General features: G+C 62.5%; 12 protein-coding genes. All 12 read left to right on the top strand.

Annotated features, from left to right (window positions below; all coding sequences use genetic code 11):
- The first annotated feature begins 66 nt into the window (after nucleotides 1-66).
- The 12 genes from C7J97_RS08910 to yqeK all read left to right on the top strand — a co-directional run bounded on the left by C7J97_RS08910 (nucleotide 67) and on the right by yqeK (nucleotide 14,293).
- A complete protein-coding gene (locus C7J97_RS08910; RefSeq protein WP_015536731.1) occupies nucleotides 67-849 on the top strand; it encodes a TrmH family RNA methyltransferase in 783 nt (260 codons plus the stop codon).
- Nucleotides 846-1,973 carry a DNA-processing protein DprA gene (gene dprA / locus C7J97_RS08905; RefSeq protein WP_113992765.1) on the top strand — a complete coding sequence of 376 codons (1,128 nt, stop codon included), beginning with the start codon at nucleotides 846-848 and terminating at the stop codon, nucleotides 1,971-1,973. Before C7J97_RS08910 ends, dprA begins: the two co-directional genes overlap by 4 nt.
- A gap of 112 nt (nucleotides 1,974-2,085) precedes the next feature.
- Nucleotides 2,086-4,170, top strand: coding sequence for a type I DNA topoisomerase (topA, locus tag C7J97_RS08900; RefSeq protein WP_005928228.1), 2,085 nt, complete (start codon nucleotides 2,086-2,088; stop codon nucleotides 4,168-4,170).
- 108 nt (nucleotides 4,171-4,278) lie between these two features.
- The gene (gene trmFO, locus C7J97_RS08895) at nucleotides 4,279-5,655 is read left to right on the top strand and encodes a methylenetetrahydrofolate--tRNA-(uracil(54)-C(5))-methyltransferase (FADH(2)-oxidizing) TrmFO (protein ID WP_113992764.1); all 1,377 of its coding nucleotides are present in this window, start codon (nucleotides 4,279-4,281) and stop codon (nucleotides 5,653-5,655) included.
- Nucleotides 5,656-5,684: 29 nt separating this feature from the next.
- The gene (gene plsX / locus C7J97_RS08890; RefSeq protein WP_005928235.1) at nucleotides 5,685-6,701 is read left to right on the top strand and encodes a phosphate acyltransferase PlsX; all 1,017 of its coding nucleotides are present in this window, start codon (nucleotides 5,685-5,687) and stop codon (nucleotides 6,699-6,701) included.
- A gap of 18 nt (nucleotides 6,702-6,719) precedes the next feature.
- Nucleotides 6,720-7,394 (top strand): ribonuclease III, encoded by a 675-nt coding sequence (gene rnc, locus C7J97_RS08885; RefSeq protein WP_005928239.1) that lies wholly within the window; start codon nucleotides 6,720-6,722, stop codon nucleotides 7,392-7,394.
- Nucleotides 7,395-10,952, top strand: a complete 3,558-nt coding sequence (gene smc, locus C7J97_RS08880) for a chromosome segregation protein SMC (RefSeq protein ID WP_113992763.1) — start codon at nucleotides 7,395-7,397, stop codon at nucleotides 10,950-10,952. It begins immediately after the preceding gene.
- A gap of 35 nt (nucleotides 10,953-10,987) precedes the next feature.
- Nucleotides 10,988-11,926, top strand: a complete 939-nt coding sequence (ftsY, locus tag C7J97_RS08875; protein ID WP_113992762.1) for a signal recognition particle-docking protein FtsY — start codon at nucleotides 10,988-10,990, stop codon at nucleotides 11,924-11,926.
- Nucleotides 11,927-12,069: 143 nt separating this feature from the next.
- Nucleotides 12,070-12,705 carry an RdgB/HAM1 family non-canonical purine NTP pyrophosphatase gene (gene rdgB, locus C7J97_RS08870; protein WP_097782367.1) on the top strand — a complete coding sequence of 212 codons (636 nt, stop codon included), beginning with the start codon at nucleotides 12,070-12,072 and terminating at the stop codon, nucleotides 12,703-12,705.
- A gap of 72 nt (nucleotides 12,706-12,777) precedes the next feature.
- Entirely contained in the window at nucleotides 12,778-13,074 is a 297-nt protein-coding gene (locus C7J97_RS08865) for a YhbY family RNA-binding protein (RefSeq protein WP_097778714.1), read from the top strand.
- A 1-nt stretch (nucleotide 13,075) separates the two neighbouring features.
- Nucleotides 13,076-13,714: a nicotinate (nicotinamide) nucleotide adenylyltransferase gene (gene nadD, locus C7J97_RS08860; RefSeq protein ID WP_113992761.1), complete on the top strand. Its 639-nt coding sequence runs from the start codon at nucleotides 13,076-13,078 to the stop codon at nucleotides 13,712-13,714.
- Complete coding sequence (yqeK, locus tag C7J97_RS08855; protein ID WP_113992760.1) at nucleotides 13,715-14,293, top strand: bis(5'-nucleosyl)-tetraphosphatase (symmetrical) YqeK; 579 nt, start codon at nucleotides 13,715-13,717, stop codon at nucleotides 14,291-14,293. It begins immediately after the preceding gene.
- The last annotated feature ends 23 nt before the right edge of the window (nucleotides 14,294-14,316 follow it).

Raw genomic sequence — 14,316 nt, 5'->3', positions numbered from 1 at the left:
ATCTGCGGCAGACGCTGCCCTTTTTCTATTGTATCCAAAGCATACACACCTGTTCGGGAGGAACGCATGGACGAAAAGATCACCAGCCGGGAAAACGCAAAAATAAAATACGCCTGCCGCCTTGCTTCCGGTGCAGCATTCCGCCGCACCGAGGGGCGTTTTCTGGCCGAAGGGCGCAAACTGTGCCCGGAGCTTGCCCGGGGCGCAGAGCTGGAGACCCTGTTTTATACCGAAAATGCGCTGGAAAAGTGCCCGGAGCTTGCCGCTTTGCCGGGCGAGCACTATCTGGTAGAGGATCATGTGGCGGACAAGCTGGCTGACGTGGGCACCCATCAGGGGGTGTTCGGGGTGTTCCGCACCCCGGTGCACACTCTGGAGGAGGTGCGCCCCGGCGGGCGGTATCTGGCACTGGAGCGGGTGCAGGACCCCGGCAACGTGGGCACTTTGCTGCGCAGTGCGGCCGCCTTTGGCTTTGACGGTGTCATCCTCAGCGAAGGCTGCGCCAGTGTCTACGCCCCCAAGACCCTGCGCGCCTCCATGGGCGCGGCGGTGCGCATCCCGGTCATCGAGACCGGTGCCATGCCGCAGGCCATCGCCCTGCTGCGGGAAAAAGGTATCACTTGCCTTGCGGCGGCGCTGTACCAGTCCCAGCCGCTCAGCGCGGCAAAGGCCGGGTATCCCGGCGGCGTCTGCGTGGTCATCGGCAGCGAGGGTCAGGGTCTGACCGATGAGACCATCGCCGCCTGCAACAGCACGGTGCGCATTCCCATGACCGACCGGGTGGAAAGCCTGAACGCCGGCATTGCGGGCAGCATCCTGCTGTGGCATTTCCGGGAGGAGAGCCTGTGACCGGGCAGACCAGCCTGTTCCCGCCGGAGCCTGCACCTGACCCGCTGCTGTGCTGGCTGTGGCTGTCGCAGGTGCTGGGACCCGCCAGCCTCCACGCCGGAAAGGTGCTGGACGCCTTTGGCGGCGCACAGGAGGCGTGGGAAGCGCGGGAGACCGAGGAGTTCCGGCAGGCGGCAGGGGATACGGCCTTTAAGCGTGCAGTACAGCTGGATGCAGAAGGCTTCCACACGCTGGTGATGCAGTGCGATGCCCTGCGGGTGCGCATTCTGCCTTTTGACGACCCGGACTACCCGCTGGCCTTTTCCCGCATTCCGGATATGCCGCTGGTGCTTTACTGCACCGGCAACCCCCGCTGGCTCAACGAGCCCGGGGCGGTGGGTATCGTGGGTAGCCGCAAGCCCACGGAATACGGCCTGAACGCGGCGGCGGACATCGGCGGGGAACTGGCAAAAAACGGGGCTGTCATCGTCAGCGGTCTGGCCGATGGGCTGGACAGCGCCGGACACCGGGCGGCGGTGAAGAACGACTGCCCCACCATTGCAGTGATGGGCGTACCCATCGACCGCACCTACCCGGCAGCCAATGCCGCCCTGCGCCAGCAGATCGAGCGCAAGGGCTGCGTCATCAGCGAGTACCCGCCTTACAGTGAATATATTGGCCCTACCTGCTTTTTGCAGCGCAACCGGCTCATCGCAGCGCTGTCCTCTGCCGTACTGGTGGTGGAAGCGCGGGAAAAAAGCGGCACCATGTCCACCGTTGCCCACGCCGAGCGCTACGGCAAGCCGGTGTACGCCGTGCCGGGGAGTATCTACTCCCCCAACTCCGCAGGCACGAACGGCCTGCTGCGGGACGGCCGCGCCCGGGCCGTGGCGGGTGCAGCCGACCTGCTGGCGGCGCTGGGCCTGCACACCCGGCAGGCGGCACCGGCAGCTGCAAAGCAACCTGCACCCCTGAGCGATACCGAGCGCCGGGTGCTGGCGGGCATCGGGCCAAAGCCCGTGGGCATCGAGGAACTGTGCGTGAGCACCGGCCTGCCTATGTCCGCACTGCTGGGTACCCTGATGAAGCTGGAACTGACCGGCCGGGTGTACAAGCAGCCGGGGCAGCGGTATGTGCTGCGGTAAAATTGTGGAATATTTCCGCTGGTAAAGCACACAACAGCTGTGGTACAATAATATGAGCGAATGACCGTGCATCCCTTTGGGGGCACGTTGCAGATAGAGGAGAAAAAAAGAAATGGCGAAACTGGTTATCGTGGAGTCGCCTGCAAAGGCGAAAACCATCGGCAAATATCTGGGCGATGACTACGAGGTCACCGCCAGCATGGGCCATATCCGCGATCTGCCCGCATCTCAGCTGGGCATCGATGTGGAGCATGGCTATACCCCGCAATACATCAGCATCAAGGGCAAGGAAAAGCTCATCAAGGAACTGAAGAGCAAGGCCAAACACGCCGACGGCGTGCTGCTGGCGACCGACCCGGACCGTGAGGGCGAGGCCATCAGCTGGCATCTGGCCAACATTCTGGGGCTGGACCCCCACGAGCCCAACCGCGTCACCTTTGACGAGATCACCAAAAAGGGCGTGAAGGAGGGCATGGCCCACCCCCGCGCCATCGACGAGGATCTGTTCAACGCCCAGCAGGCGCGCCGCGTGCTGGACCGTCTGGTGGGCTACAAGCTCAGTCCATTCCTGTGGCGCAAGGTGCGCCGTGGCCTGTCCGCAGGCCGTGTGCAGAGCGTGGCGGTGCGGCTGATCGACGACCGGGAAAAGGAAATCGAAAACTTTAAACCCGATGAATACTGGAACGTGGACGCCACCCTGGGTGCCGGGCACAAAAGCTTTGTGGCACGCCTTGCCACGGACGCCAACGGCAAAAAGCTGCTGCCCAAAAGCGAGGCGGAGGCCCGCGCCATCGAGAAGGGCTTGGAGGGTGCAAGCTATGTGGTGAGCGAGCTCAAGCGCGGCAAGCGCGCAAAGCAGCCCACCCCGGCCTTTATTACCAGTACCCTGCAGCAGGAGGCTTCCCGCCGGTTGGGCTTTACGGCTACCCGCACCATGCGCGCCGCCCAGACCCTGTACGAAGGCGTGGACATTGCCGGACACGGCATGATGGGTCTGATCACCTATATGCGTACCGACAGTCTGCGCATCTCGGACGAAGCCGTAGCTGCCGCCAAGGAGTATATCGCCGGTGCTTACGGCGAGGCGTATATCTGCCCCTATAAGCGCACATGGAAGACCAAGAGCGCCACGGCAGCACAGGACGCCCACGAAGCCATCCGTCCCTCTGTGCCGTCCCTGACCCCGGACGAGGTGGACAAGAGCATCAGCGGCGATACCGCAAAGCTGTACCGCATGATCTGGAGCCGCTTTATGGCCAGCCAGATGGCAGACTGCCAGCAGGATACCGTGTCGGTCACCGTCAGCGCGGCGGATTACCACTTCAAGGCCAGCGGCTACACCGTGACCTTTGACGGCTTTACCGCCCTGTACGAGGAAGCCACCGATGAAAAGGAAAAGAAGGAAACGAACCTTCCTCCGCTGGAGCAGGGACAGGTGCTCAAGCTGCGGGAGCTGAAGAGCGAGCAGAAGTTCACCCAGCCGCCCGCCCGCTACACCGAAGCTACCCTCATCAAGGCGCTGGAAGAAAACGGCATCGGCCGCCCTTCCACCTACGCACCTATCATTACCACCATCATCGACCGCGGCTATGTGGAGCGCGACCAGAAAAAGCTCAAGCCCACCCTGCTGGGTAGGGCTGTGGATGGGCTGATGCTGGAACAGTTCCCCCACATCGTGGACGTGGATTTCTCCGCCCAGATGGAGAAGAATCTGGATAAGGTGGAAAGCGGCAAGGCCGACTGGCGCAAGACCGTGGACGACTTCTATCAGGGCTTTGAGGCCAGTCTGGAGCAGGCCGAAAAGAACATGGAGGGCAAAAAGGTCAAGGTGCCGGACGAGCCCTCCAGCGAGGTGTGCGACCTGTGCGGCCGTCCCATGGTCATCAAGGTGGGCAAGTACGGCAAGTTTTTGGCTTGCAGCGGCTTCCCGGAGTGCCGGGGCACCAAGCGCCTTGTCAAGGATACCGGCGGCATCTGCCCCAAGTGCGGCAAGGGACGTCTGTTGGAACGCAAGAGCTCCAAGGGACGCATCTACTACGGCTGCGAGCGCTACCCGGACTGCGATTTTATGACTTGGGATATGCCGGTGGCCACCAAGTGCGAAAAGTGCGGCAGCACCCTGTTCCGCAAGGGCGGCAAGCTGTACTGCGCCAAGGAAGGCTGCGGCTTTGAGATGCCGGTGCCCAAAAAGGACTGAACCGGCAGATGGAAAGCTTTCCCCCGGACGGGGGAAGCTTTTCAGAGAATACGCTACACCCTCCCTCTTTGGCAATGACTGAGAGGGTTGGATTAAAGGAAAGACTAAATGAACGAATATAAAGTAACCATTCTGGGCGCGGGTCTGGCGGGCTGCGAAGCGGCTCTCTGGCTGGCGGGCAAGGGCGTGCAGGTAGAGCTGTACGAGCAGAAGCCCGTCCACTTTTCCCCCGCCCACAAAAGCGAGGGTTTTGCGGAGCTGATCTGCTCCAACAGCCTGAAGGCTGAGCGGCTGGACTCCGCCTCCGGTCTGCTGAAGGAAGAGATGCGCCGCATGGACAGTCGGCTGCTGACTGCCGCCGAGGAGACCCGCGTGGCTGCCGGCGGTGCGCTGGCGGTGGACCGCGATGCCTTCAGTGCCGCTGTCACCCGCATGGTGGAGCAGTGTGAGAATATCACCGTCCACCGGGAGCAGGTGGAAACCATCGATGAGAGCGCTCCCATTCTGGTAGCCACCGGCCCGCTGACCGATGGCGCACTGGCCGATGAGATCGGACGCCTGACCGGGGACGAGCGGCTTCATTTTTACGATGCCGTTGCGCCCATCGTCACCGCCGAAAGTCTGGACTACGGTAAGGTGTTTGCCGCCTCCCGCTATGACCGTGGCGAGGCCGACTACCTGAACTGCCCCTTCAACAAGGCAGAATATGAGGCCTTCCACGCCGCACTTGCCAGTGCCGAGCGTGCCCCCCTGCACGACTTTGATACCGGTGCCGAGCAGAGCACAAAGCCCGACCCGGACGCTCACGGCAAAAAGGCCGATACCGTCACCGTGTACGAGGGCTGTATGCCCATTGAGATTATGGCTGCCCGGGGTGCCGACACCATGCGGTTCGGCCCGCTGCGCCCAGTGGGTCTGGTAGACCCGAACACCGGCCACCGCCCTTGGGCAAATGTGCAGCTGCGCGCAGAAAATAAGGAGCGCACCCTGTATAACATCGTGGGCTTCCAGACAAACCTCAAATGGGGCGAGCAGAAGCGGGTGTTCAGCATGATCCCCGGGCTGGAAAATGCGGAGTTTGTGCGCTACGGCGTGATGCACCGCAACACCTTTCTGGATGCGCCCCGGGTGCTCAGCACCCAGCTGTGCCTGAAAACACATCCCAACGTGTTTTTTGCGGGGCAGATCACCGGCTTTGAGGGCTATATGGAAAGCGCCGCCTGCGGTCTGCTGGCGGCTCGCAATCTCTACGCCCGCTTGGAGGGCAAACAGCTGCCCCCGCCGCCCGCCGAGACCATGTGCGGTGCGCTGGTGCAGTACCTGACCACCGAGAACAAAAACTTCCAGCCCATGGGCGCAAACATGGGCATTCTGCCGCCGCTGCCCGCCGAGACCCGTCCCCGGGACAAGCGGCTGCGTTACATGGCACAGGCCGAGCGCGCTGTTGCCAGCTTCCAGCACTGGCTGGAGGAAACTGCTCTGTAAGGCAAACCACCTGAAAGGAGAAAACAGGTATGAAGATCATTGTGGACATGATGGGCGGCGACAACGCCCCGCTGGCTGTTCTGGAAGGCGCTGCACAGGCCGTCAAGGAGTACGGCGTGCAGCTGATTGGCGTGGGCAACGAGGCGCTGGTGCGCAAGACCGCCGCCGAGCACAATATTCCGCTGGACGGCATCGAGCTGGTGAACTGCACCGAGACCATCGAGATGTGCGACGAGCCCGCCCGCGCCGTCCGTCAGAAGAAGGATTCCTCCATCGTGGTGGGTCTGAATATGCTCAAGGAGGGCAAAGGCGATGCCTTTGTCTCTGCCGGCAGCACCGGTGCGCTGCACGTTGGCGCAAGCCTCATCGTGCGCACCCTGCGGGGCGTCAAGCGCCCGGCACTGGCTACCATGGTGCCCGCAAAGCAGCAGGCTTATCTGCTGCTGGACTGCGGTGCCAACGTGGAGTGCCGCCCGGAGATGCTGGCCGCTTTTGCGGTCATGGGCAGCTGCTATGTGAACAAAGTAGAAGGCCGCAAAAACCCCAGCGTAGCACTGGCCAACAACGGTGCCGAGGAGAGCAAGGGCACCCCCGTGCTGCGGGACGCCCACCAGCTGCTCAAGACCACCCCGGGCATCCGCTTTGTGGGCAATATCGAGCCGCGTGACGTGCCCAACGGCGAGGTGGACGTGGTGGTCTGCGACGGCTTTACCGGCAACGTCATCCTCAAGCTGACCGAGGGCGTGGCAAAGATGCTGCTGGGTATGCTCAAGCAGATGTTCCTTGCAAACCTTGGCGGCAAGCTGGCTTACCTGCTGCTCAAGGGCGGCGTTACCGACCTGAAGCACCAGATGGACAGTGAGGAGTACGGCGGCGCGCCCTTCCTTGGCGCAAAGCAGCCGGTCATCAAGGCACACGGCTCCTCCAAGGCAAAGGGCATCAAAAACGCCATCCGGCAGGCAAAGATCTGTGTGGAGAACGACCTGTGCGGCACCATGCAGTCCGCACTGGACGAGCTGGCCGCAGCACAGAAAACTGAGGAATAAAAGGGAGTAAAAACGACCATGAGCCATCAGTTGGAAACTATCATCGGTTACAAATTCAAAAACCCGGAACTGCTGGAAATCGCGCTTACCCACACCAGCTATGCCAACGAGAGCCGCACCCCGGTCAAGCACAACGAGCGGCTGGAGTTTCTGGGCGACAGCGTTTTGCAGATCGTATCCGCAGACTACCTGTTCCACGCCTACGCCGACCGCCCGGAGGGCGACCTGACCCGCATCCGCGCCAGCCTTGTCAGCGAGAGTGCACTGTTCCAGTTTGCGCAGGAGATCGACCTTGGCGAGTATCTGCGCCTTGGCCGCGGCGAGGAGCGCTGCGGCGGCCGCACCCGTCCCAGTGTGGTGTCGGACGCCTTCGAGGCTGTTATTGCCGCGTTGTATCTGGACGGCGGCATGGAGGTGGCGCGCAAGTTCATCCTGCCCTTCATCACCGAGGGCAAGCACGCCGAGGCGGACTACAAGACCCGCCTGCAGGAGATCGTGCAGCAGAACCCGGAAGAGCGCCTGAGTTATGTGGTGGAAAGCGAGTCCGGCCCGGATCACGACAAGCATTTCGTGGTGGCAGTGCGCTTTAACTCCGACCGCGTGGCGCGGGGCGAGGGACGCAGCAAAAAGGCCGCCGAGCAGTGCGCCGCCAAGGAAGCACTCAAGCTGCTGGGCGTGATAAAGGAAAAGTAAATGGTATTCAAGGAACTGGAGATCCAGGGCTTTAAAAGTTTTCCCGATAAGGTAAAGATCAACTTTGATACCGGCGTCACCGGCGTGGTGGGCCCCAACGGCTCCGGCAAGTCCAACCTTTCGGACGCAGTGCGCTGGGTGCTGGGCGAGACCAGTTCCCGCCAGCTGCGTGCCGCCGGCAAAATGGAGGACGTCATCTTCGGCGGCACCCGCAAGCGCAGCCCTATGGGCTTTGCGCAGGTGCGGCTGACGCTGGACAACACCGCCCACACGCTGGATGTGGACGCGGACGAGGTGACCATCGGCCGCAAATACTACCGCTCCGGCGACAGCGAGTACACCATCAACGGGCAGGTATGCCGTCTGCGGGACGTGTACGAGCTGCTGCTGGATACCGGCATCGGACGGGACGGCTATTCGGTCATCGGGCAGGGACGCATTGCGGAGATCGTGGCAGCCAAAAGCAGCGAGCGCCGCGAGATCTTTGAAGAAGCCTGCGGCATTGCCAAGTACCGCTACCGCAAGACCGAAGCCGAGCGCCGTCTGGCCGCAGCGGGCGAGAACTTGGAGCGCCTGCGGGATATCCTTGGCGAGCTGGAAAGCCGGGTGGGCCCGCTGGAAAAAGAAAGCGCCAAGGCACAGAAGTTTCTGGAACTGAGCGCCCAGCGCAAAACGCTGGAAGTGACCCTGTGGACCGATGGGGTGCACCGCGCCCGGGAAGCTGTGCGCCAGCAGGTGCGGGACTACGAGACCGCCCAGACCGACTACGAGCGTTTCGACCGGGAAACCAAAGCCGCCGAGCAGGAGGCTGAGGAGATCCGTATGCAGGCACAGCAGCTGACGGTTGCTGTCGAGCGCCTGAATGGGGATATCCGCAGCATCACCCAGCAGATCAGCGGCTCCGAAAGCCGCATCGCTGTGCTGGAAAACGACATTCTGCGCAATGACGAGAGCGCAGCTTCCTTACAACAGGAGATCGCCGCCGGGCAGCAGGATACCGCCGAAGCGGATGCCGCCTTGCAGCGCCACCGCGCTGTGGCAAAGACCATGGAGGCGGCAGGCGAAAAGCTTGCGGCAGAGATCGAGGCGCTGAACGCCGAACTTGCCCGGCTGGCAGATGCCAGCACCGCCAGCGGTGCCCGCAAGGACAGCCTGCGGGCAGAGCTTGCCGACCGCACCGCAAAGCGTACCGAGGCACAGGTGGCACAGGCTGCCGCCGAAGCCGCCGGAGACACCGCCCGGCAGCGTCTGCCCGCGCTGGAGCAGAGCACCCGGGATGCCGCCGCACAGCTGGAAGAAACCAAGCAGGATCTGGCCGATACCGTAAAGTACCGCCAGACGCTGAAAGAAAACGAAAAGCAGCTGGGCAATATCCGCTCCGGTCTGGAACTCAAGCTGCGCAGCCGCAAGGCCGCGCTGGACGAAGCCGATACCGCCGAGCAGCGGCTGGGCAGGGAACTGGATGCCGCCCGGCAGCGCCTTTCGGTGCTGCGGGAGCTGGAAAAGAACATGGACGGCTACCAGAACTCGGTGCGTGCGGTCATGCGCGCCGCCGGAGCCCGCCGTCTGCGGGGCGTTCTGGGGCCGGTATCCACCATCCTGAAGGTGGAGCCCGGGTGCGAGGTTGCCATCGAGACCGCACTGGGCGGTGCATTGCAGAACATCGTGGTGGAGAACGAAGCCGCCGCGAAAGCCGCTATCGCCCTGCTGCGCAATGACCATGCAGGCCGTGCCACCTTTCTGCCGCTGGATACCGTGCAGCCCGGCGTGTTCCGGGGGCGGCTGTCCGGCACGGCACGGCTGGCCTCTGCGCTGGTGCAGGCCGACCCCCGGTACGAGAATATCGTCTCGAACCTGCTGGGGCGCATCATCGTGGTGGAGGATATCAACGAAGCCTCCCGCGTGGCGCGGGACAACGGCTACCACAACAAGGTGGTTACCATGGACGGACAGGTGATCAATGCAGGCGGCAGCTTTACCGGCGGCAGCGTGCAGCGCAGCGCCGGTCTGTTCACCCGCAAGCAGGAAATGGAAGAACTGCGCCTGAAGGCGGCCAAGCTGCAAAAGGACTGCCTTGCCGCACAGGAAAAGACCGACCAGTGCAAAGAGCAGGCAGATGCTTTGCAGGCAGAGCTGACCGCCACCGCCAGCGAGCAGATCACTGCCGCCAACGACCGGGTGCGTGCAGAGGCGGAGCAGAAGCGGCTGGAAGCCGCCGCTGCCCAGCTGGAAACTGCCGTGCAGAACGCACAGCAGCAGATGGACGCCTTGCAGGCTGCTTTGAACGACAGCCGCGCCAAGGCCGATGCCGCTGCCTTGCAGCAGGCAGAACTGACGGCGCAGATCGAGCAGCTGACCGCCGAGCTGAGCCGCATTGCAGAGGGCAGCGACAGCTTTCTGACCCAGCAGAACCAGCTGGCACAGGCGCTCAGCGCCAAGCGGCTGGAACAGGTGACCCGCCGCAAGGATGCAGAGCTGGCTTACAGCCAGATCGCCGCGTTGGAACAGCGTGCCAAGGACGCCGCTGCCCGCCGCACCGCGCTGGAAGAAAGCCTTGCCGCCCTTGCCGCCCGCAGCGAAGCCTGCCGCACCGAGATCGCAGCTATCCGCAAGGCCAAGACCGACAGCCAGACCACTATCACCCAAAAGGAGCAGGCCATCCGCGAAGCCACCGAAAAGCGGCTTGCCTGCCAGCAGAAGGAAACGGAAGCGCTGGCAAAAGCCCGCACCGCCTCCGACAGCCGCGAGGAGATGGGCCGGGAGATGGCGCGTCTCGCCGAGCGCAAGGCCGCTGCAGAGACCGAGTACGATCAGACCGTAGCAAAGCTGTGGGACGAGTACCAGCTCTCAGTCAGTCAGGCCGAGGAGCTGTGCGTGGAGTTCGACAGCCTGACCGCGCTGCGGGCACAGGTGGCCGACCTGCGCGGCAAGATCCGCGCCCTTGGCAGCGTGAACGTAAGCGCCATCGAGGAGTACAAGGAAGTCAAAGCCCGCTACGATGATCTGTCCCGTCAGGTGACCGACGTGGAGGAGAGCCGCAACGAGCTGAGCCGCATGATCGCAAAGCTTTCCGCCCAGATGCGGGAGATCTTCACCGACAGCTTCCGTGCCATCAACGAAAACTTCAGCCGCGTATTCACCGAGCTGTTCGGCGGCGGCGAAGCCAGCCTTGTGCTGGAGGACGAAAGCGATGTGCTGGCCTGCGGCATCGGCATCCGGGTGGCACCGCCGGGCAAGGTCATCAAGAATCTGGAAGCCCTTTCCGGCGGCGAGCAGGCGCTGGTGGCTATCAGCATCTACTTTGCCATTCTGGCGGTGAACCCTGCGCCCTTCTGCATTCTGGACGAGATCGAAGCCGCCTTGGACGATGCCAACGTGGTGCGGTTTGCCCAGTATCTGCGCCGTATCAGCGATAAGACCCAGTTCATCGTCATCACCCACCGCCGCGGCACCATGGAGGCCGCCAACGTGCTGTATGGCGTTACCATGCAGGAGGACGGCGTGTCCAAGCTGCTCAAGCTGGATCTGGAACAGGTTGACGCAACGCTGGTTTCCTGATATAAAATAAACAGAAAATAGATAGGAGGACCACTATGGCGTTCTTCGGATTTGGAAAAAAAGAAAAAGACAAGATGAAAACGGGTCTGGAAAAGACCCGCACCGGCTTCTGGGGCAGCATTATGAACACCCTGACCGGCAGCGTCATCGACGATGAAATGTACGATGATCTGGAGGAGCAGCTGATCCTTGCCGACGTAGGCGGTGAGGTGGCGGTGCATCTGGTGGACAAACTCCGCAATCGTGTGCGCGACAAGGGGCTGAAAACCGGTGAGCAGGCCGCAGATGCCCTGCGCGACATCATTGCCGAGGAGATGACCCCGGAGGCCGAGATGGCGCTGGACGGCAAGCCCGCCGTCATTCTGGTCATCGGCGTCAACGGCGTGGGCAAGACCACCAGCATTGCCAAGCTGGCCGATTATTACACCCGGCAGGGCAAGCGGGTCATGCTGGCCGCCGGTGACACCTTCCGCGCTGCTGCCAGCGAGCAGCTGGAGATCTGGGCAAGCCGCGCCGGTGTGCCCATCGTCAGCGCAGGCGAAGGTGCAGACCCCGCTGCCGTCATCTTTGATACGGTCAAGTCTGCCACCGCACGCGGCTATGATATGGTCATTGCGGACACCGCAGGCCGTCTGCACAACAAATCAAACCTGATGGCAGAACTTTCCAAGATCAGCCGCAGCGTCAAAAAGGCAAGCCCGGAAGCCAGCCTTGAGACCCTGCTGGTGCTGGATGCCATCACCGGGCAGAACGCCATCAGTCAGGCCAAGGAGTTCTGCAAGGCTGCCGATGCCACCGGCATCATCCTGACCAAGCTGGACGGCACCGCCAAGGGCGGCTGCGTTGTGGCGGTCAAGCAGCGTCTGGGCCTGCCGGTACGCTTTATCGGCGTGGGCGAGGGCATCGACGACCTGCTGCCCTTCACCCCGGAGGGCTTTGTGGAAGAGCTGCTCCCCCGTGAATGGAAGCATTAAAACAAAACCCTCTCACCGTTCCGTCTGCTTACAGCGGCGCGGAAACGGAGATTCCCCTCTCTGGCGCTGGACGCGCCATCTCTCCCCGGCCGGGGAGAGTCTTTCCTCTCAGGGGGAGCTTTGAAAGCGGAAGGAGTATCAAGATGAAAATTTGTGCAGCCACCGGCAACGCCGGAAAGCTTCGCGAGCTGCGCCGCATTCTGGAAGCGCAGGGACATGAGGTGGTCAGCCAGAAGGAGCTGGGCATCACCATCGAGCCGGAGGAGACCGGCACCACCTTTGCGGAAAACGCCCTCATCAAGGCCGAGACCATCTGCAAGGCCAGCGGCCTGCCTACCATCGCCGATGACTCCGGCCTGTGTGTGGACGCGCTGGACGGCGCACCCGGCGTGTACAGCGCCCGCTACTGCGGCCACCACGGCGACGATGAAGCCAACAACGATAAGCTTCTGGCTGCCATGCAGGCGGTGCCTGCCGGGCAGCGGGGGGCAAAGTTCGTCTCGGCGGTGTGCTTCATCCTGCCGGACGGTCGGCACCTGACCTGCATGGGCGAGTGCCCGGGCAGCATCGCCTTTACGCGGCTGTGCGGCGACTACGGTTTTGGCTACGACCCGCTGTTCATCCCCGCCGACTGCGGCGTGGGCAAAACGGACAAGCGCCCCAACACCGAGAAACGCAGCTACGCCCAGCTGACCCCGGACGAAAAGGACGCCATCAGCCACCGCGGCAACGCGCTGGCAGCGCTGGAAAACCAGCTGCCCAGCTTTCTGGGGGAGTGAAATGAAACTGACTGCGTCAGTTTCATTTCACAGACAAAAAATAAGTTCTATTGAAAATAAAGGAGAAAAACTATGCTGACTAGCAAACAGCGCGCCATTCTGCGCGGCAAGGCAAATACCATGGACCCCGTTTACATCGTGGGTAAGGGCGAGATCGACGAGACCCTGATCCAAGGCGTCAAGGACTGTCTGGATGCCCGGGAGCTCATTAAGCTCAAAGTGCTGGAAAACAGCATGTACAACGCCCGCGAGGCCGCTACCAAGCTGGCCGAGGCCACCGGCGCAGACTGCGTGCAGGTCATCGGCTCCAAGTTCGTGCTGTATCTGCAGAAGAAAAAGGACAGCGCCTACGCTGCCCTGCTGAAGTAAGATGAAGATCCTTCTCTATGGCGGCAGCTTCGACCCGCCCCATAACGGCCACCTGAATAATCTGCGTGCAGCGGCAGAGCGTGTGCACCCGGATAAGATCGTGGTGATGCCGGCAGGAACCTCCCCTTTTAAGGAGGGGACGAACGCCTCCGGTGCGCTGCGGCTGGAAATGTGCCGGTGCTTTGCGGCGCTGGCGCAGGAGCCCGGGATGCCGCCGCTGGAAGTAAGCGGCTGGGAGGTGGCGCAGGCCGCAGCGGGCAGCCGCAATTATACCGTGCTCACGCTGGAAATGCTGGCGCGGGAAAACCCCGGCGCTATACTGTACTTGGCCATTGGCAGCGATATGCTGCTCAGCTTTGAGGGCTGGCACCGCTGGCAGGATATCCTGCGCCTTGCGCGGGTAGTGGTCACCAGCCGGGATATCGGCGATGCCCCGGCGCTGCACGCAAAGGCAAAGCTGCTGGACCCGTCGGGCGGACGCATCCTGTTTGCCCCCGTGCAGGCGCTGCCTATGGCAAGCAGCCAGCTGCGGGCCCGGCTTGCCGCCGGAGAAGAGTGCAAAACCGAACTGCCGGAGGAAGTGCGCAGCGTCATCCGGCGAGAGGGACTATATCGGAACACAGAAGGAAGTAGCAGATAAATGGAGCTGAAACAGGCAAAGGAGCTTGTGCGCAGCCGCTTGAGCGATAAGCGCTACGAGCATACCATCAACGTGAAAAAAATGGCCGTCAAGCTGGCCAAGCACTATGGCACCGACCCGGAGCAGGCCGCACTGGCTGCGCTTTTGCACGATGCCGCCAAGGAACTGCCCAAAGACGAGATGCGCGCCATCATGCAGGCGCACCCGGAATACGCGCAGGGCGGCGAAGCACGCCCCACGCCGGTGTGGCACGGCATCTGCGCCGCCATTCTGGCGCGTACCGAGTGGGGTGTTACGGACGAAGCCGTGCTCAGCGCTATCGCCTGCCATACCGCAGGCAAGGCGGGCATGACCCAGCTGGACAAGATCCTGTATTTGGCCGATATGACCAGTGCCGAGCGGGACTGGCCCGGGGTAGAAAAGCTGCGCAAGCTGGAAATGAAGGACTTGGACGTAGCCATGTTGGCAGCGCTCCGGCAGACGAACGGTTTTGTGCTGTCCGAGGGCAAGCCCTTAGACCCCGAAAGCAAGGCCGCCTACGAGGATATCTTAGCGCACAGCGGGCAGAATGAAGGGTGAAGAGCCGGACGCCGATTAAAAAT

The sequence above is a fragment of the Faecalibacterium prausnitzii genome, from assembly GCF_003324185.1.
GTDB classification, from domain to species: Bacteria; Bacillota; Clostridia; order Oscillospirales; family Ruminococcaceae; genus Faecalibacterium; species Faecalibacterium prausnitzii.
Note: the sequence above shows the minus strand (reverse complement) of the source record. Positions and strands in the feature narration are given on the sequence as shown.